Here is an 18,786-nt window from a genome sequence, read left to right on the forward strand (position 1 = left end):
CGACGCCATTTCGTCGCTATCAGATCGATTGCTCGCCAAATTGACGGTTTTTAACTTTTCGTGCGTTCAGGCGGTTCATGGAGCTCCATACTGAGGGGTGTCGAAACTCTTTATCGACGTCAAATGCGGGGGGCGTTCAAAAAAGTCAGGGGGAAACCAGGAGCAGAATAACGCTTTCTTGGGGGGATCGATAGCAAATGGGCGGTCTACGTTAATTGCGAGTATTTCCAGATCACGAATGATCGATTTCGACGAGCGGCGAGCCCGTATTGGACCATGGCGTTTGTTGCTGCGAGCGAATGCTAATAGACGAGGAATACGCCCATGTCAAGATTGACGCAGCTTTGTAGCCAGTGGAGGAGCTCATGCAAGCAAGGCAGCGTCGACCGACTGAGGTAGGTCGGAAAGTCGGCGTGGAGCTGTTCGTAGATGGGAAGCTTGCGACTCCCTATGACGCGGCGGTCCCAACGGCGCTTCAGACCGGTTAGCCCGTAGATCGGTGCATGCATCGCTACCAGGGCAGGGCGGTCGAGCGGGATTGGAACGTCATCTGTTTGAAGCTTTGACTTCGGAGCAAGGTCGCTACGCAGACTTCTCCGTCGCTTGAATCAACGATTGCATCAGCGCCAGCGCCGTTTGCGTGACCGCTTTTCCCATCGGATCGTTTTGCATCGCGTTCATCGGTCCCATGCCGATATGAATGCCGGCGGGAGTGAGGATGTTGATCAGCATCATCCCTTGGCTCGGCGGATCAGGATGCGCTTCGTCCCATGGTTGGGTGTTGTCGCCGACTTGTTGGGCGACATCGAGAAAGATGTCGATCAACTCGTTCATCTCGGGCGTTTCGGTATCCCAGATGATGACCGAGCCTGCCTGGTTGAAATAGCGAGCCGAATGATCCTGGTACGCCGCGACTGAATCGACGCCCATTTCCAAGCCGACTTCGACGACCATGCCGATCGCTCGCCGGCGAGTTTCTTCGTCCGGCGTCACGCCGAGCGCTCGCAAGTAATGCCAGGCCTGCAGATAGGTGCGTGATTCGACCTGAGGCATGGTCAAGATATGGCGGAGGTGCTGCTCGGCCTCGGCTTTGTCGGTCGACGCAACCCGCTGAGCGGCGGCGAAGTGAAACCAGGGGGACGCCGGATCGTCCTCTCCCTTGTCGTACGAGGCGGCTTTCTCCAGCGTCTCACTGGCCAGGATCGAGCCGCGGAGTTGTTCGTAGGGGGAAGGAGGAGTGGTTGGATTCATTTTCAACCAGTTGGATATTGGCGGGGCGTCTTTGAGGGATCTTTAAGCAGCGGACGCAGGCGTGTCCGTTATGCGTCAGGCCAAGGCCTGACCTACAACTGACCTACGCTTACTGCGCCTGCACCGGCCCAATCAGCGGCGTTTTTACCGGTTTCGCCAATCCGTAAAAGACGACCGTGCCATTTCCACCGAAGCGGGTCGAGAGGGCCAGGTCAGGCTCTTCTTTAAAACCTTCGTCGGGGCGATCCCAGTTGTTGGCGACCCAAAGGTTGCCGGCCGGGTCGACGTCAACGTCGGTGATGATCTGCAGACCGCCGATGTAACCGCCAGGGGGCGAAATTGCGTCGCCGGTCTGGAAGCCAGGCGGGCAAGTTTCGGGACGGACGCCGCATAGCTGCGTGACCGATCGGCCGGTCGAGTTGGCGACCCAGATGTTGTCGTTGCCGTCGACGGCGATTCCCCAGGGACCGGTGATCGTCTTGCCGGCATGAAACGGTCCGAGCACTTTGCCGTCCGGTCGAATCAGCGAAACGTCGCCGCCGGGGAAACGCTGGAGGATTTCGTAGAGATTGATCCACTCTTTCGCTTCCTGATCCGCTTTCGACTCGGTACCGATTCGCGATTCAATCGCCGCTTTGAGTTTGGCCTGGATCAGGGCCAGTTTTTCGCGCGTATCGGGATGGCCGACCGTGTTGCAGACCCACGCGTTCCCTTGGCTGTCGATCGCCACCGCCCGCGGCGCAAATCCGACGGTAAAGACTTCGAACTTACTGGGGTCTTTCGCGGGAAAGCGAATCACGGTGTTGGCGCCGCTGTTGGTGATCCAGATGCGGTCTTGTTGATCGATCGCCAGGTGGAAGGGGGACTTGAGAGGAAGCGTAACGCCGCTGCCGTTTCCATTTTCCGTTGCGGTGAAAATCTTGCCGCGCGATGCGTCGCCTTGCGGGAGGTAAACAACTTGACTGTTGCCGTTGTCGAGGGCCCAGACGTCGCCGTTGGGAGCGACGATGATTCCCTGCATCGAACCAAGTTTGCCGCCGAAGTCGTAGCCTGACTCGGGCGAGAGAGGCTTGCCGGTCTTGCGATCAAAGACCGAGATGTTCTTGCCGGCCAGGCTGGTCGCCCAGACTTTATCATCGGCCGAAATGGCGATGCCGAAGCCAGGGCCGTCGATGCCGCCGCCCCGATAACCGAGGGTCATCGGCGACAGAGGACGACCATTCGGAGCGATTTTCCCGAGACCGCCGCCGAACGACTGGTAGATGGTCGATTGCGCGCCGACGAGAAAGTTGAGGTCGGCCCACATGTTTCCTTCGCCGTCGATCGCGATGCCGCCGAGCGAATTAAGTCCGCCGCCGGCGAAGACGAGCGACAACGTCCATGCGCGGGGCGCGAAGCTGAGATAAGGAATGAAGGGAGTATCGCGCCAACGCTTACCGGCCGGAACCGGGTGGAACTGATCGAGCAGCGCGTAGATCTCCTTTACGTTATGCCACGGATAGCGCGCGATGTTTTGCATCGCCGAGAGGGTATCGGTCGGAGTCGCTCCGCCCGGCGGCGTCGCCACGGCGAATAGTTGCTCGCACGCTTGCGGATCGTTTACGCAGGCCGACAGCAAAATCGCGAGCGTGTTGAACTTGGCGAGCGTCGTCGTTTGCGAACTGTTCAGCGGATCTTGAATGACAGGGCCGAGTTCGCCGGTTTCGAGGTCGACCAGATTCGGAACGTTGCCGGCGGCGATCCGTAGGCCGAGGGCGTTGCCGCGAAGCGCACTGCCGGACAGAAACTGCGCTCCGGTCCATGCCGATGCGAGGGTGGTCAATTCATTGACGGTGACGCGCTTGGGGGGCGATTCTCCCAGCGTCGCCATCAGCGTGATCGCGGGGCCCTTTTGAGCGATCAAGTAAAAGACTCCGGCGCCGACTTTCTTTGCGGGAAGCGGCATCTCGAAACTGCCGTCCTCCGCCGTCAGCACGGCGGCGATTTCTCGCGGCGCGTCGGGACTGGCCAACAACAGGGAAACCTTGGCGCCAGCGATTGGTTGGCGTCCCCCTGCAACGCGTCCTGCGATTTGGTCGGCCGCGACGACCGACGATTGCATGCCGACCAGCAAAAGGAAGATGGCGAACGATCGCAGCATTCTCGAGAAAGGGGGACTCATCAGTTTCTCGCTTCGCGGTAGATAGGCTAGGGCGTTACGTCAAAGGAGCGAAAGCGTCGCTGGTTTCCTTCGATGCGGGGGAAAAGCGAACGCATGGGGATGAGAATACCCGCTGCACCATGGCGGTTCAATCAAATTGCCCGATTGGCGCCTCTTGACGGCGTTTGCATCCGAACTTCACGATCGCCCGCCGAAAGGCTACGATTTTGCCAAGGAAAACGGACGCCGTCTTCTTTGGCTCGATGTATGGGCCGCTTTCAATGCGTCGGGAGGGGATCCGCGATGATCGTCAGTAGAAATCTTAGTTTTCAACAGGTGCTCTTCTACGCCTGGAAGAGCCTCCTCTATTTCTCCACTTTGTCGATCGCCGTTTATTTTCTGCATTACGAGTTGGCGATTCCGAATCTGACGGTCCCGTTCGAAGCGGTGGCGCTGCTCAGTACGGCGCTGGCGATCTTTCTCGGTTTTAAAAACAACAACGCGTATGACCGGTGGTGGGAAGCGCGGAAGATCTGGGGGATGCTGGTCAACTACAGTCGCGCCTGGGGACGCGAAGTGTTGACGCTCGGCATCGACGAATCCGGCAAGCCGAGCGAAGAGTTGGCCCAGTGGCAACGGCGACTGATTTATCGCCATATCGCCTTCGTTCACGCGCTGCGGGTCTTTCTGCGCCAGCGCCGCGCTTATAACAAATATCAGGACGAGTTCTTCGAAACCTCGAACACGTACGATGACATTCGGCCGTTCCTGACGACCGACGAAGCGGAAGAAGTGCTCGCCAAGGATAATCCGCCGAATTACCTGCTGATGATTCAGGGGCGGGAATTGCAAGAAGCGTATCAGCGCGGTTGGCTCTCCGACTATCGCTTCGTGAAGCTCTCGCAAACGCTGACCGAATTCAACAATCACCAGGGAATGAGCGAGCGAATCAAAAACACGCCGCTGCCGCGGGCCTACAGCTATTACTCGCGGATCTTCGTCTTTCTGCATGGGACGCTGGTGCCGTTCGCGTTCGTCGACTTCTTGGGAGTCTTCAACATTCCGCTGGCGATGCTGATCAACTTCATCTTTTTGAGTCTCGATCAGATCGGCGAACGGACCGAAGATCCGTTTGAAAATCGCCCCGGCGACACTCCGCTCACGTCGATCAGCGTCACGATCGAAGGAAACCTGAAAGAGATGCTGGGCGAGACCGATATGCCAGAGAAGCCGGCGATGATTAAGGGAATTGTGCTGTAGTCGGGCGGTCGCCGGGGGCCTTGCTTGTTTGGGGGATGCGGGGGGACTATAGTCGAAATCGCCCTCCATGCATCTCTTAGTTTTTACTGTGAGCCCCCTCTCATGACGTCTGTTCGTGTACTGATTGCGTTTGCCATTTTCTCTCTCTCCCTGATTGCGACGAACGCCGCTGAACCGACCGGCGATGCGAGCGTGGTCGAAAAGACTCCGGGACTGGTCGCGTTTTGGACGTTTGGCGAAGAGCCTGGCAATCCGCGGGCTTCGGTTGCCGGCGACGCGCCGCATCCATTGGCCGAAGAAGGGGGCGCAGTGGCTCGCGCCGATGGCGGGCCGTACTCTGGTTACTCGGCGCAGTTTCTGGGACGCCAATACTTTCGCATCCTGCATGACCAACTTGGCAAGCTCGATATCCATGGCAAAGATGCGCAGGTGTCGATGTTCGCCGTCGTTCGTCTCGAGGAGATGAAGAAGGGGGTGACGATCGCCGGGATCTGGAACGAAGGAGAAGGGAAGGGGGATGACCGGGGCGTTCGCCAATATGCGATGCTGCTGAACATGCCCACCTATGGCGGTCCGCGTCAGTTGACGCCCCATATCTCGGCCGAAGGAGGCGTTACCCGACGCGCCGACGGCAGCCCCTTCCCGTGGTGCTGCGACTACGCCGCGTCGATCTCGCAGGTGCCGGAGAAAGAATGGGTGACGCTGGGCTTTACCTATGACGGCAAGTACATTCGCGCTTACTTCAACGGCGTCTTGGAAGAGCGTGAGCTGGATGCGAAGAAGGACAAACGCGAAGATCGCTATTTCACGACCGAAGGCCCGGACGGGGGCGATCGCGGGATGAACCCGTACTACCACGGCCGCGGCATCTTCACGTACGACGTGGAGAAGCACAAAGAAATGAAGCCGAGCGGCCCCGCCGACTTCACCGTCGGCGCTCGTTACGCCGTCGGCAGCATTTTCAGCGAAACGCTGAAAGGAAAAATAGGCGGTCTGGCCGTCTTCGATCGCGCGCTGAGCGACGAAGAGATGAAGAAGCTGCACGATTCGGCGAATATCAAGGAATTGCCGTAACCCGCGCGTTGCCCGTAAACGGATGGTTGGGTGCGTTTCGCCGCACCCAACCTAACTGACTACCACTTGTCGGTGTTTTTCGGCTTCTTCGGTTTCTTTTCGGCGGTCGCTTTCTTCGTGGTTTTCTTGGTCGTCGCCTTCTTGGTGGCGGTCTTTTTCGGCGTGGCCTTTTTGGCGCTCGCCTTTTTGGTCGCCTTCTTTTTCTTCGGCGGCGCCTTGGCGGCCCGATCGGCCAACAGGGCGAGCGCCTGGTCGAGGGTCACCTCTTCGACCGTCACACCCTTCGGCAGCGATGCGTTCGTCTGACCGTCGGTCAGGTACGGTCCATAGCGGCCTTCCATCAGTTTGATCGGCTCTTCGGTGACCGGCGACGCTTCAAAGGTACGGAGCGGTTCTTTCGCCGCGCCACGGCCGCGACCAGCCGCTTTCGGTTGGGCGAGCAGCGCGAGCGCCTGTTCGAGCGTCACATCGACCGGCGAGATGTCGCCGAGCGAGCGGGTCTCGGCGCCGCACTTGATGTACGGGCCAAAGCGGCCGTTCTGCGAGATGATCGGTTCGTTCGATTCGGGGTGAACGCCCACTTCGCGCGGCAGCGACAACAGCTTTAGCGCCACTTCCAGCGTGATGTCGCTGGCCTGCATCCCCTTCAGCAGCGAGGCGTTTTTCGGCTTCTCTTTGTCGGCCGCCTTCTTTTTCCCCTTCGGCTTTTCTTCCGCTTCTTCTTCGACCGGCTCTTCGTCGGTTTCGAGCAGGCCCAGTTGGACGTAGTCGCCGAAGCGGCCGGTCTTGATGAAGACCGGGCGTCCGGTGGCCGGATCGTATCCAAGCGGCTCATCGCCGAGCTGCGCCTTGTCGAGCAGTTCGAGCGCCTTGTCGAGCGTCACTTCATCGGGGGCCAAGTCCGACGGAATGCTGCCGCGACGTTCCCCTTGTTCGACGAACGGTCCATAGCGACCGACGCGGACGACTACTTCGTCCTGGAACTGGCCATTGGCCGGTTTGCCGAGCGAAATCGAGTTCACGACGCGAGCGTCGACGTCTTTGATTTTCCCTTGGACGATCTCTTTCAGGCCATGTTCATCTTGGCCGAAGTAGAAGTCGCGCAAGTAAGAGCCTTGATCCGCTTCGCCGCGGCTGATCGCGTCGAGATCGTCTTCCATCTTCGCGGTGAATTGGTAGTCGATCAGCTTCGGCAGATGCTCTTCGAGCAGCTTGGCGACGGCGAAACCGAGCCAGGTCGGCGCGAGCGCCGTTCCCTTCTTGAAGACATATTCGCGATCGAGAATCGTATCGATAATCGACGCGTACGTACTCGGGCGACCGATCCCCATTTCTTCCAGTGCACGGGTCAGCGACGCTTCGCTGAAACGCGCCGGAGGCTGCGTGGTATGGCTCTTCGGCTCGAACGTTTCTTTGTCGACCGGCTGACCTTGCCTCATCGCCGGGAGCAGCGTTTCGCGATCGGCGAGTTCGGCGTCAGGATCGTCCGAACCTTCGACGTAAGCTCGCAAAAAGCCGGGGAATTCGATCGTTTTGCCGCTGACGTAGAACTTGGCGCCGCCGCCGCCCAGAGTGATCGCAATGCGGAAGCCGCGCGCGTCCGACATCTGGCTGGCGATCGTCCGTTTCCAGATCAACTCGAACAGACGGAACTCGTCGTTGTTGAGCGTTCCCTTCAGCGCTTCCGGCTTTTGGAACGGGTGACCGGCGGGACGAATCGCTTCGTGAGCTTCCTGCGCGTTCTTCACCTTCGAGGCGTACACGCGCGGCTTCTCCGGCAGATAGTCGGCGCCATATTCGCTTTTCACCAGATCACGGGCCGCATCGATCGCCACCTCGGCCAGGTTGGTCGAGTCGGTACGCATGTAAGTGATATGACCGTTTTCGTACAAGCTCTGCGCGATTCGCATCGTGTGACGCGCGGTGAAGCCAAGCTTGCGGTTCGCTTCCTGCTGCAGGGTGCTGGTCGTAAACGGTGCGGCCGGCTTGTTGGTGAACGGTTTGTTCTCGAGCGATTCGACCGAGAATTGAGCGCTTTGCAGACGCTGCAAAAGGCTCTCGGCGCCCGCTTCATCGAGCAGCAGCATCGCGGCCGGATTCTTCAACTGTCCATTGGTGGTGTCAAAATCTTTGCCCGACGGAATGCGGCGTCCGTCCGCTTCGGTCAGGACGGCGTTGAATTTTTTACCGTCGGCGATGAAGGTTCCGACGAGGTCCCAGTAGGTGGCCGAATGGAACGCCATCCGTTCCCGTTCACGCTCGACAATCAGGCGAACGGCGACGCTTTGGACGCGACCGGCGGAAAGCCGCGGGCGAACCTTATACCAGAGCAACGGCGAAACTTCGTAACCGTACAAACGGTCGAGAATGCGGCGCGTTTCCTGGGCACGGACCAGGCCGTCGTCGATCATGCGCGGGTGCGCAACGGCGTTCAGGATCGCTTCTTTGGTGATTTCGTGAAAAACCAGTCGTTTGACCGGGACTTTCGGTTGCAAAATCTCTTGCAAATGCCAGCTGATCGCTTCCCCTTCGCGGTCTTCGTCCGTCGCGAGGTAAAGTTCGTCGGCCTCTTTGAGTAGCTTTTTCAGCTTGGTGACTTGCTGTTTTTTGCCGGGCGGAACGATGTAGACCGGCTCGAAGTTCTCGTTGACGTTAACGCCAAGATAACTCCACTCTTCATTCTTAAATTGTTCGGGCATCTCCTTCGCGCCATGCGGCAGGTCGCGAACGTGCCCAATACTCGCTTCAACGGTATAACCCGAGCCCAGATACTTCGAGATCGTGCGCGCTTTCGCCGGAGATTCGACGATGACTAGTGCGTTCTTCGAGGGCTTTGCAGCTTTCGCCATGGGGTGTCATTCTCAATGTGGGGGAAGGCTTCACGCGGCGTCTTGCGTCTGTCGTCATTACATATCTGACAGATTGCGTGTTCTTCCTAAGTTACGTATTTGTGTGTTGGTTATTCGTTAATACCCGAGTAATCAAAATTCCCGGCACATGGGGGGCGAATTGTGAAAAAACAACGCTCCGCGCCGCGTGAAGTTTTGACTTCCGGCCAAGGCGCGGCCAAGGGGAACGACCCAACTTGAGCATCGCTAGGCGATACTGGGATTGAATTTAGGGCGCGTCCCCCTACAATCGGTCGAATTCGTCCGCGAGCCTGAGCCGCAGCAAACCAATAATGCGTCTGGTATCGCGATGTCAAGAGGTGACGCTGGCGCCAGAAGCGCCGGTGTTAAGGATTGGAACCTATGCGCAACCCGTTTCATTTCTTCCGTAAAAATCAAAAAGCCCTGCTGGCTGTCTTCGGCGTCTTGCTGATGATCGTCTTCACCATTGGTGGCGTCATCACCAGCTTTTTTCCGCAGCGTGCCGCCTATGAAGAGCAGGACAAAACCGTCGTCAAGATTGACGGCAATCCGCTGACCGCGCCGGAGATTGATCGGCTGCGAGCCGATGCGAGCCTAGTCTCGTTGATCACCGGATTGGCGATGGCCCGCACGCAGGAAGTGGGCGGTTTTCCGAATCCGCCGGCTCCGCCGATTTCGGGTTTGCGTTTTCAACCGGCCTCGGGTCCGAATTCGCCCGGCGGTCCGGTTCGCGAAGAAATCTCGACCCGTCAGGTCATCACCGACCATCTCTTCTCGCTGGAAGGGGACCGCTTGGGAATCGCGATCAGCGACGACATGGTTCGCGAGTTCATGACCTCGGTCACCGGCGGGATCATCACCCCGGATCAATACAACGAACTGCTGACGCAGGCCGTGGGTAACGAGGGGCAGATCACCTACGACCAGATGTTCGAGATGTTCCGTCGTGCGATCCAGGTGCAGAAGACGAAGCGTCTGCTCTTGGAAGGGATCAGCACTGCGACTCCGGCGACCGCGTGGGTCAACTATCGCAACTTGAATCGCACGATCGACGTGCAACTCTACCCGGTCAAGACCTCCGACTACTTGTCGAAGGTGACGCAAAAGCCGAGCGACGCCGAACTGCGTAAGCTGTTCAACAAATACAACGACCAGATCCGCAATCCGCAGACCGGCGATCCCGGCTTCCTGCAATTGGACAAAGCGGCGGTCGCCTTCGTGAAGGCCGACTACAACAAGTTCCTGGAAGCGGAATTGGCGAAGATCTCTGACGAGCAAGTCAAAGAATTCTACGAAGCGAACAAGGACAGCAGCTTCCGCAAGCCGATCACCGACGCCGAAACGCCGCTGGGCCAACCGGCCGCCGAACCGGCGACCGAAGAAAAGCCGGCGGAAGAGGCCAAGATGGAAGCTCCGGCGACCGAAGAAAAGCCGGCGGCCGAAGCTCCGATGACCGAGAAACCGGCTGCGGAAGAAAAGCCTGCCGCTGAAGAAAAACCGGCGACCGAAACTCCGGCGGAAGAGAAACCCGCTACCGAAGAGAAGCCGGCCGAAGAAAAACCGGCCGCGGAAGAATCGAGCTTCCTCAGCCGTGGTCCGGAAGCGATGCTCGTCGCGTTCCAGGACGAAACGCCCGCAGAAGAGGACAAACCGGCCGAAGAAAAGCCGGCGACCGAAGCTCCGAAGACCGAAACCCCGGCGACCGAAACCCCGGCGACGGAAACTCCGGCGACGGAGCCGAAGAAGGAAGAAGCCCCCGCGGCCGAAATGAAGCCGATGGGTGAAGCGGCCGCTCCGATGGGCGAAACGCCGGCTGCCGAACAGCCGCCGGTCGAATACCGTCCGCTGGATGAAGTCAAAGATCAGATCAAAACGTCGATCGCTCGCCCCTTGGCTCAGGCCGCGGTGAAGACGGCGCTGCAAAACGTGGCTGACATTTTGCAGCGTGAATACGACGACAACTTCTACGCCGACGTGCAGGAAGCGAACCCGTTCAAAAAGCTCGACCTGAAGAAGCTCGCGCAAGAAAACGGCCTTGAATTCGGTGAGATCCCGCTGATGGATTACCTGGCGGCGATGGAGTCGCCGTACGGTCAGATCTCGCACGCCGAGTTCAGCTTCAATCCGCAACAGGGCGGTCTGCAGCGGAACGATCAGCGGTTCATTGACGCGATCTTCGGTACGAAGTCGCAGCTCTACAGCCCGCAAGAATTTCCTGGTCCGAGCTCGGCCAGTATGTTCTCGATGCCGGCTGATCAGCAGTTCGTCTTCTGGAAGACCGACGAAAAGAAAGGCTTCGTGCCGACGTTTGAAGACGTGAAAGATCAAGTGCTCGACGCTTGGAAAGAGCAGCAAGCGGCGAAGTTGGCCGACGCCGAAGCGGAAAAAATCGCCGAATCCGCGAAGGGTGACGCTCCGCTGAACGAAGTCGTTCCGGCCAAAGACGCGGTAATCGTCGCCGACAACATCACCTACTACCAGGAAATTCGCCAACCGGGACAATACCTCCCGGCCGAAATCCCCGGCGTCGAAAAGACCGGCATCGAAACGCTCGACGCGGTCTTCGCCTCGCCGGTCGGTAAGACCTTCGTCGTGCCGAACGCCGACAAGTCGGTCTGGTACGTCGCTCGCGTCACCGGCGAACGAAAGACTGAAGCCGAACTTCGCGACCAGCTGAAGTCGGAAATGAACGGCGAGTACCCGTTCAGCGTCGTCTACCTGGAAGGGATGCGTTCGCAAATCCGCTGGGGCGAAGTGCAAGACGACCTGTTCGAGCGATTCAACGTCCAGTGGCAAATGATTCCGGAGAACTAATCCGGGACCTGGCAGCTAAAAATAAGAAAGAGCCGGCGAGCGATTGCCGGCTCTTTTTGCTTCTTGTTCTTCGACGTATGCGAGGCCGTGCAATACTAGCCCGAGGCGCGAGCCGAGGGAATGCATTGGGAAATGTCGAATGACGAAATCAGAATGTCGAACGCTTTAACATTCTGGCTGCGACAATCATTGTTTACTTGCGAGCGCATTCCCTCGGCTCGCGCCTCGGGCTAGTATCGGCGCACGGCGTGACTTGCGCAAAAAAAGAGCCGATCCAACAGGACCGGCTCTTTCGTCGTTCGATTTGTCGGCGTTCGCCTTAGCAGGGCTTCACCACCACGCAGGCCAGCGGCGGGATGTCCAACATGATCGAGTTGTCGCGGCCGTTCCATTGGACCGGGGCCGATTCCAGCTCGTCGATGTTGATGACGTTACTGCCGGCGTAGCGAGCGTTGTCGGAGTTGAAGATCTCGCGATACGATCCGGCCTGCGGCACGCCGATGCGGTAGCCGTTGTAGACGACCGGAGTGAAGTTGCAGATCGTGATTGTGAAGTCGCTCGGATCTTTTCCTTTGCGGACGTAGGCGACGACGCTGGCTTCCCAGTTATCGCAGTCGATCCACTCGAAGCCGTCTCCCTTGAAGTCGACCTGGTGCAGCGACGACTCGTGGCGGTACATCGCGTTCAAGTCCGAGATCAACTGCTGAACGCCCTTGTGCGATTCCCACTCGAGCAGGTCCCATTGCAGTTCGCCGTTGGCGTTCCACTCGTTCCACTGGGCGATTTCGCCCCCCATGAACAACAGCTTCTTGCCAGGATGGCTCCACATGTACGAGTAGAGCAATCGCAGGTTGGCGAATCGCTGCCACAGGTCGCCCGGCATTTGATCGAGCAGCGAACCTTTGCCGTGCACCACTTCGTCATGCGACAAGGGCAAGCAGAAGTTTTCGGTGAACGCGTAGATCAAGCTGAAGGTCAGTTCGCCGTGGTGGAACTTGCGGTGAATCGGATCTTTCCGCATGTAGCGGAGGGTATCGTTCATCCAGCCCATATTCCACTTCAGGCTGAAGCCGAGACCGCCGGTCGAGGTCGGGTGCGAAACGCCGCCCCACGCGGTCGACTCTTCGGCGATGGTCAGGATGCCTGGGTATTGCAGGTGAGCTTGTTCGTTAAACTCGCGGAGGAACGAGATCGCTTCGATGTTCTCGCGACCGCCGTACTGATTCGGGACCCACTCGTCATGCTTGCGGCTGTAGTCCAGATACAGCATTGAAGCGACGGCGTCGACGCGGAGACCGTCGATGTGGAACTTGTCGAACCAGAAGAGCGCGTTCGAGATCAGGAAGTTTTTGACCTCGTTGCGGCCGTAGTTGAAGATCAGCGTTCCCCAGTCGGGATGTTCGCCCTTGCGGGGATCGTCATGTTCGTACAGCGCCGTGCCGTCGAACTGACGCAGACCGTGATCGTCTTTGGGGAAGTGAGCCGGCACCCAGTCGATGATCACGCCCAAGCCATGCTTGTGGCAGTAATCGACGAAGTACATGAAGTCTTCCGGCGTGCCGTAACGGCTGGTCGCGGCGAAGTAGCCGACCGCCTGGTAGCCCCAGCTGCCGGTGAACGGATGCTCGGAAATCGGCATCAGCTCAATGTGGGTGAAGTTCTGCTCTAGGCAGTATTCGACCAACTGGTGAGCCAAATCGCGATAGTTGTACCAGCCCGACTTCGATTCGCTGTTCCACTTCCAGCTGCCGAGGTGAACCTCGTAGACCGAGATCGGTCGTTCCAGCTGGTTTTGTTCGGCGCGGCGAGCCATGTATTCGGCGTCGTCCCACGTGTAGGTCGACAAGTCCGAGACGATGTTCGCCGTGCGCGGCGGAACTTCGGCGGCGAACGCATAGGGATCGCACTTGTCGACGGTCCGGTCATGCTGATTTACGCGGTACTTGTACTGCACGCCCGCCGTCAGATCGGGGATGAAAAGCTCCCAGATGCCGCTGGAGCCGAGCCGGCGCATCGGATGGACGCGGCCGTCCCATTTGTTGAATTGGCCGACGACGGCGACGCTCTTGGCGTTCGGAGCCCAGACGGCGAAGTTCACGCCGCTGACGCCGTTCACCGTGCGCAACTGGGCGCCGAGTTTGTCGTACGACTTCCAGTGGGCGCCTTCGCCCAACAGGTAGAGATCGTAGTCGCTGAAGTAGGAAGGAAACGCGTAGGGGTCTCGGACTGAGTTCATCTGGCCGCTCTGGTCACTGGTGCGCAATTGATATTGTCCCGACTTCATGATTTCATCCTCTGGACAAATCGCCTCGAACAAACCGCTCGGATGGATCCGCCGCATGGGCATGCTGTTATTATGACCTGGATGGAACACCCATGCTTGCTCCGAATCGGGCAAGTAGGCCCGAACGGCGATCGCAGGTTCACCACGGTGCTCGACTTGATGGGGACCAAGAATGCGGAACGGGTCCTCCGAACGGCATTCAATTAAAGCCCCCATGTTATCTAATGTAACATTCGTCCGCACGCGCTTCTCCTCAGTGATTTTGTGTTCAGTAGGGGGGATAATAAATACCGCGATAGGAAATCAGCCCGCGGCGGCTGTAAGTTCTTGATCTTCAATGCGAATCGTGCGCCGGTTGCGACGCTGGCCAAAATGTGTTCGCTCGACTGGCAATTGGTCGTCGTCATGCTCCTCGGCGTCGATCGCCTCGAACCGCCAAGGGCGACAATCAACCCGGTGAAATTGCATCGCTTGGGCGATGCGCTGCCATAGATCAGCGTCGCGAACCGGGGCCAAGCGGCCGAACCGTTCCCAGCGGAAGCCCGACTCGCGCCAGACCGACAAGCCGTAGCGGAATCCGCGGCTGACGTAGCGCGAAGGAGTGAGCAGGGTGACGCGAGATGGCTCTGGAAGCGCTTCTAGTCCGCGGACGACCGACAAGAGGGCCAACCGATCACGATCGCGCCAAGTTTCCTCTCCCGAGGCGACAAGACGTTCCGATTGGCCAACGCATTCCAGGACGAATCGCCAGGTGCCGCCGTAGGGGCTATCGGCCGATTCGCAAAATAACAGGTAAAGGGGAGTCGATTCGTTCATCGCGGCATTCAGGTGGCGACTGCTGGATTGGTAAATCCGCTCCGTCCCCGACAATCTGACGATTGCTCGTCAAATGCTAGCTTTCCTTGCCCGCACGGTTTGCTTATCGGCAATCCAAACCTAAACTCCCCAGTTTATCCTGCGTGAAAACTTCACCTTCTTGGCACATTTTCAAGAATTGGGGGCGTTTGGTTCGCCGCTGACGCTGCAAAGTGCCTGTCCGCTTCTGCTCGCTCGTAGCAATTCCAGGACTGGATTGCTAGAATCTGGCTGAATCTCCTGTTCAATAATCACCACCTTTGGGCCTCCGTCGATGGATTTGATCGCGCACATTACGAATCACGAATTCCCCACTGTTTTGGTCGCTCTGGCGAGCGGCATCATGATCGGAACGGTTTTGACTTGGGCGACGATGCGTTTTTGGGGACGCGGCCGATAGACGCTTCACTCGACTAACTTGCGGAGGGGATGATGGGGACCGAAGCAAACTCACCGCCGCCTGAAGTTTTCACGTGGCTGCGCAAGGAAATCGCGGAACGACGTCAGATTCGGATCGACTTGATCCAGCCTGAGAGTTCCTTGGCCGAAGATTTGATTCCTGACTCGTTCGAATTGATCGAGTTGGCGACCGCCGTCGAGCAACATTTCGGCGTGCGGATCGACTTCGATGAAGTCGCCGACATTGATACGCTTGGCGACTTCAGCGCCTTGATCGAAAGCAAACGCTAAGTCTCTCTCCCTCTCCCAACGCGACGAACAACATGCCTGCGAAAAAAATCTTGATGCTGGTCGGCGACTTCGTGGAAGACTACGAAGTGATGGTGCCGTTTCAGATGTTGCTGATGGTCGGCCACCAGGTCGATGCGGTTTGCCCTGATAAGAAAGCGGGCGAATCGGTCGCTACGGCGATTCACGATTTTGTCGGCTATCAGACTTACATCGAAAAGCAGGGGCACAACTTCACGCTGAACGCGACGTTCAGCGAGATCGACCCGGCCAGCTACGACGCGCTGGTCATCCCCGGTGGTCGCGCTCCGGAGTACCTGCGGCTTAATCCCCGTGTGATCGAGATCGTGCAGCACTTCGCCAAGGCGGACAAGCCGATCGCTTCGCTCTGTCACGGACCGCAAATCCTGGCGGCGGCTGGCGTCCTCGACGGCAAGTCATGCAGCTGCTACCCGGCGGTCTCGCCCGAAGTGTCGCTCAGCGGCGGGACGTTCGTACCGGCGAGCGAAGGCTATGACAACGCACATGTCGACGGCAATCTGGTTACCGCGCCCGCCTGGCCGGCTCACCCGGCGTGGATCCGAGCTTTCTTGGAAGTGCTCGGGACGAAGATCACGCTGTAGCCGGCGAAGGTCCCAACCCAAACATTAGCCCGAGGCGCGAGCCGAGGGAATGCGTTGGGAAATGTCGAATGACTAATGACTATTGTCTAATGCTGAGAACCTCCTCTCATTCATTAGGCCTTAGTCATTAGGCCTTAGTCATTTGCTTGCTTGCGACCGCTTTCCCTCGGCTCGCGCCTCGGGCTAGTATTGCGGTTGGCATTTGGCGCCGCGTTGTTCTAGACCGCGTTGCGGAGCGGCATTTTGCCGCTGGGCGCCGTGGCGAGCTGCTCTAGGCAATACTGCCAGTTCGCTGGGCTGCCGGGCGTGATGCGTCCCAAGACGCGGGCCGCTTTCGATCCGGTCAGCATCGTCACGTCGGCCGGAAAGCGTTCGAGGAACGAGAAGGCCAGTAGTGCGGCGACGGCGGGGCCGTGAATGCGGGGGCTCCAGCCGAGATCTAGCGCCGTTTCGACCGTCAGCTCGGTTCGATCCCGAATCTTGTCGGCGATCTCGTCGACGCCAAGCGGTTCGCCTAGCAGCACAATTCGCTGAGCCGCAGCCGAGGTCGGCAAATCGGCTTGGATCGCGTGTGCGACTTGTTCTTGCCAGAAGCGGCGCAACAGCGCTTCTCCCTGGCTTTCGTCAACGCGCCCATCCGCTGCGGCGGCGAAAGGAGCGAGATCAAACAGATCGGGACGCCAGATCGGCGTTTGATAGAGCGATTCGATTTCGCGCCAAGCGCTGAGAACCGCTTCGAATTTGCTTTTGCCGGCGGCGGCCGGTTGAATCTGTTCTAGCTGGTCCTGAAGCAAGCGACCCGGCGCAACCGGCGACCAGTAGATCGCCGGAATCTCGACGCCGACGCGCCGCGGCGGAATGAAATAGGCGTCGACCGTTTCGTCAAACGTGACCGCGATCGTCGGGCGGCCGGCGCTGGACCATTGCGGCGGCGAGAACAAGAGCCAGAGCGGCAGCGCATCGAGCGGACCGCCGGTTCCGCCGGCGGCGATGTTTCGTTCCGCGAAGGCGTCGATGACCGTCGCGCCGGTCGCTTCGGCGACCAGTTCCGGTGCGCCGATCGTTTCGGGCGCCCAAGCTTCGCCCAGCGGACGCCAGGCGGTTGGCCCCGACAAGCCGACGGCAACTTGTCGTGCATCAAGATCGACCTCGTGGAGCAGTCGTTCGACGACGACTGTTTGCAGTTCGGCGATTTGCCGCGAGAGTTCAACCCGTTCGCTCGGCGAAATTGGTTCGCCATGCAGATGTTGGCGCAGCGTGATCGCGATCGGCTTCGGCAGTTCGACGTAGCCTTCGCTGACGACTTCGACGGTCGCTTCCAAGCCGCGGCCGCGCGTGGCGATCACCACGCCGTCAACCGTTTCAGCGCGCAGCCCTACGGCTGCGCCGAGAAACCAGCGACGTCGTTCGAGCGAGATGGCTGCGTCCGATCTCACGGCCGCCCCTTCGCGAAGAGGAATGGTTCAGCTATCCGTGCCAACGAGAAATTCCCCAGGGACCGGTCAGCATGTGCGCGGACCGATCCAATAGTTGGCCAGAAGAGGCTACGTCCCGCGACCGATTGCGGGCTCGGTCGCGGGACGCCCCAGCTTTTGCTTATCGACTATCTGCCTGTTGAAAAATGCCGTCGTGGCATTTTTCAATCTCGCCAGGCTCAGAGCGAAGCTCTTCGCGGCTCGCAAAATATCGACTTACGTCGCTATTTTGGGGTCGCATCCATGCGAGCCAGCAGCCTGCCGAGAAGTCAACAGGCTGCTAAGCGCCAGCGACGACCGGAGTGCGGGGGACGCCGTACTGGGCATGAATTCCTTCGATAAACTCTTCGAAGATCCGTTGATCCAGGGCCGAGGCCGATTCGGCTTCGGGATGGAACTGCGTGCCGATGGCGACCCAATCGTCGCCGGCCCATTCGATCGCTTCGATCAGGCCATCGGGAGCGCGAGCGGCGACTTGGAAACCGGGCGCGAGTTCGTCAATCGCCATGTGGTGCATGCTGTTGACGCGAACTTCGCCGTCACCATAAATGCGGTCCATGATCGTACCGGGAACCACTTCCAAGCCGTGACGATGACCCGCGTCGATCGGATCTTTGTGCGGCAAAGCGGTCGGCACGTCGGCCGGAATATGGAAGAACAAGTTGCCGCCCATCGTAATGTTGAGCAATTGCAGGCCAACGCCGATGCCGAACACGGGCATACGACGACGAACGACCAGCGACATTAGGGTGCGATCGAGATCTTCACGGCGCGACTCCATCGGGCGAACCGACGCGTGGCGCATGAATCCGTCGCGATGCGGATCGAGATCGGGTCCACCGATAAACACGATCCCATGCAGTCGATCGAGAATCGCTTCCATATCCGCCGCTTCGGCGACCGGTGGAATTACTACGGGAATGCCGCCAGCAGCGATAATCGAGTCGTAGTAACCTGCCCCGACAAACGAAAAGGCGGGACGGTCATGGGTAGCCGGGCGAAAATTGGCGTTCAAGCCGATCAACGGTTTGGATTGCATCTGGGACTTTCCTGTGTGGGCACATCATGTGCCGGAACATTGGTAACCTGCCCAAGACGACGGATCACAGGCTAGCGAACCACAGGTCAGATTTCACAAATCCAGTTTCTAGCGACAATCCTGCGCTGCAATGACGTTGATCTTGTCCAGAGATCACGGCTTTGCTACATAGATTGCCCGCGTAAATTCGGCTTATGTGGCAGGCATGCCGCAGTCCTTCAGAATGCCTTCCCTGACCGAATTCGCACAGAAACGAATTTTTGTTTGTGAAACCCTTTCTTGGTTTCGCTAACCACAGACCTCCATATCCGTAGCGTCTCGGGCAACGACCAGTCCAAGTCAGCCCAGATTGATAGCAAGACAGTCGCAGAGTTTAAGGATTGCGCCGACTTTAGCAATCGTTGTCACGATTTT

General features: G+C 58.7%; 13 protein-coding genes. 5 read left to right on the forward strand and 8 right to left on the reverse strand.

Annotated elements, in window-relative coordinates:
• Positions 1 to 302: 302 nt before the first annotated feature.
• From LOC68_RS08305 to LOC68_RS08315, 3 genes are all read right to left on the reverse strand, one after another.
• Positions 303 to 509, reverse strand: a complete 207-nt coding sequence (locus tag LOC68_RS08305) for a hypothetical protein (protein ID WP_230217623.1) — start codon at positions 507 to 509, stop codon at positions 303 to 305.
• Between the two features lie 73 nt (positions 510 to 582).
• Positions 583 to 1,251 (reverse strand): hypothetical protein, encoded by a 669-nt coding sequence (locus LOC68_RS08310; protein ID WP_230217625.1) that lies wholly within the window; start codon positions 1,249 to 1,251, stop codon positions 583 to 585.
• 109 nt (positions 1,252 to 1,360) lie between these two features.
• Positions 1,361 to 3,412 carry a hypothetical protein gene (locus LOC68_RS08315; RefSeq protein WP_230217627.1) on the reverse strand — a complete coding sequence of 684 codons (2,052 nt, stop codon included), beginning with the start codon at positions 3,410 to 3,412 and terminating at the stop codon, positions 1,361 to 1,363.
• A gap of 282 nt (positions 3,413 to 3,694) precedes the next feature.
• Here LOC68_RS08315 and LOC68_RS08320 point away from each other — a divergent pair, with 282 nt between their 5' ends.
• On the forward strand, positions 3,695 to 4,651 hold the full coding sequence (locus tag LOC68_RS08320) for a bestrophin family protein (RefSeq protein WP_230217629.1): 957 nt from the start codon (positions 3,695 to 3,697) through the stop codon (positions 4,649 to 4,651).
• 102 nt (positions 4,652 to 4,753) lie between these two features.
• On the forward strand, positions 4,754 to 5,725 hold the full coding sequence (locus tag LOC68_RS08325) for a hypothetical protein (protein WP_230217631.1): 972 nt from the start codon (positions 4,754 to 4,756) through the stop codon (positions 5,723 to 5,725).
• A 59-nt stretch (positions 5,726 to 5,784) separates the two neighbouring features.
• Here LOC68_RS08325 and topA read toward each other — a convergent pair whose 3' ends face one another.
• Positions 5,785 to 8,574: a type I DNA topoisomerase gene (topA, locus tag LOC68_RS08330; RefSeq protein WP_230217633.1), complete on the reverse strand. Its 2,790-nt coding sequence runs from the start codon at positions 8,572 to 8,574 to the stop codon at positions 5,785 to 5,787.
• A gap of 402 nt (positions 8,575 to 8,976) precedes the next feature.
• Here topA and LOC68_RS08335 point away from each other — a divergent pair, with 402 nt between their 5' ends.
• Positions 8,977 to 11,409, forward strand: a complete 2,433-nt coding sequence (locus LOC68_RS08335; protein ID WP_230217635.1) for a hypothetical protein — start codon at positions 8,977 to 8,979, stop codon at positions 11,407 to 11,409.
• A 319-nt stretch (positions 11,410 to 11,728) separates the two neighbouring features.
• Here the strand turns inward: LOC68_RS08335 and glgB are convergent, their stop codons facing one another.
• Together glgB and LOC68_RS08345 are read right to left on the reverse strand one after the other, a co-directional pair.
• Entirely contained in the window at positions 11,729 to 13,936 is a 2,208-nt protein-coding gene (glgB, locus tag LOC68_RS08340; protein ID WP_230217637.1) for a 1,4-alpha-glucan branching protein GlgB, read from the reverse strand.
• 60 nt (positions 13,937 to 13,996) lie between these two features.
• Complete coding sequence (locus LOC68_RS08345; protein ID WP_230217639.1) at positions 13,997 to 14,509, reverse strand: hypothetical protein; 513 nt, start codon at positions 14,507 to 14,509, stop codon at positions 13,997 to 13,999.
• Positions 14,510 to 14,980: 471 nt separating this feature from the next.
• On the opposite strand from LOC68_RS08345, the gene LOC68_RS08350 reads away from it, so the two are divergent.
• Together LOC68_RS08350 and LOC68_RS08355 are read left to right on the forward strand one after the other, a co-directional pair.
• Positions 14,981 to 15,238, forward strand: a complete 258-nt coding sequence (locus LOC68_RS08350) for an acyl carrier protein (protein ID WP_230217641.1) — start codon at positions 14,981 to 14,983, stop codon at positions 15,236 to 15,238.
• Between the two features lie 32 nt (positions 15,239 to 15,270).
• Entirely contained in the window at positions 15,271 to 15,858 is a 588-nt protein-coding gene (locus tag LOC68_RS08355; protein ID WP_230217643.1) for a DJ-1/PfpI family protein, read from the forward strand.
• 218 nt (positions 15,859 to 16,076) lie between these two features.
• Here LOC68_RS08355 and LOC68_RS08360 read toward each other — a convergent pair whose 3' ends face one another.
• Together LOC68_RS08360 and LOC68_RS08365 are read right to left on the reverse strand one after the other, a co-directional pair.
• Entirely contained in the window at positions 16,077 to 17,294 is a 1,218-nt protein-coding gene (locus LOC68_RS08360) for an anhydro-N-acetylmuramic acid kinase (RefSeq protein WP_230217644.1), read from the reverse strand.
• Between the two features lie 319 nt (positions 17,295 to 17,613).
• Positions 17,614 to 18,372, reverse strand: coding sequence for a gamma-glutamyl-gamma-aminobutyrate hydrolase family protein (locus LOC68_RS08365; RefSeq protein WP_230217646.1), 759 nt, complete (start codon positions 18,370 to 18,372; stop codon positions 17,614 to 17,616).
• Positions 18,373 to 18,786 lie beyond the last annotated feature (414 nt).

This window comes from Blastopirellula sediminis (assembly GCF_020966755.1).
GTDB classification, from domain to species: Bacteria; Planctomycetota; Planctomycetia; order Pirellulales; family Pirellulaceae; genus Blastopirellula; species Blastopirellula sediminis.

Coding starts and splice junctions, on each gene's coding strand:
- LOC68_RS08305 (WP_230217623.1), bottom strand. CDS start 509: ATGCATGCACCGATCTACGGGCTAACCGGTCTGAAGCGCCGTTGGGAC.
- LOC68_RS08310 (WP_230217625.1), bottom strand. CDS start 1,251: ATGAATCCAACCACTCCTCCTTCCCCCTACGAACAACTCCGCGGCTCG.
- LOC68_RS08315 (WP_230217627.1), bottom strand. CDS start 3,412: ATGAGTCCCCCTTTCTCGAGAATGCTGCGATCGTTCGCCATCTTCCTT.
- LOC68_RS08320 (WP_230217629.1), top strand. CDS start 3,695: ATGATCGTCAGTAGAAATCTTAGTTTTCAACAGGTGCTCTTCTACGCC.
- LOC68_RS08325 (WP_230217631.1), top strand. CDS start 4,754: ATGACGTCTGTTCGTGTACTGATTGCGTTTGCCATTTTCTCTCTCTCC.
- topA (WP_230217633.1), bottom strand. CDS start 8,574: ATGGCGAAAGCTGCAAAGCCCTCGAAGAACGCACTAGTCATCGTCGAA.
- LOC68_RS08335 (WP_230217635.1), top strand. CDS start 8,977: ATGCGCAACCCGTTTCATTTCTTCCGTAAAAATCAAAAAGCCCTGCTG.
- LOC68_RS08345 (WP_230217639.1), bottom strand. CDS start 14,509: ATGAACGAATCGACTCCCCTTTACCTGTTATTTTGCGAATCGGCCGAT.
- LOC68_RS08350 (WP_230217641.1), top strand. CDS start 14,981: ATGGGGACCGAAGCAAACTCACCGCCGCCTGAAGTTTTCACGTGGCTG.
- LOC68_RS08355 (WP_230217643.1), top strand. CDS start 15,271: ATGCCTGCGAAAAAAATCTTGATGCTGGTCGGCGACTTCGTGGAAGAC.
- LOC68_RS08365 (WP_230217646.1), bottom strand. CDS start 18,372: ATGCAATCCAAACCGTTGATCGGCTTGAACGCCAATTTTCGCCCGGCT.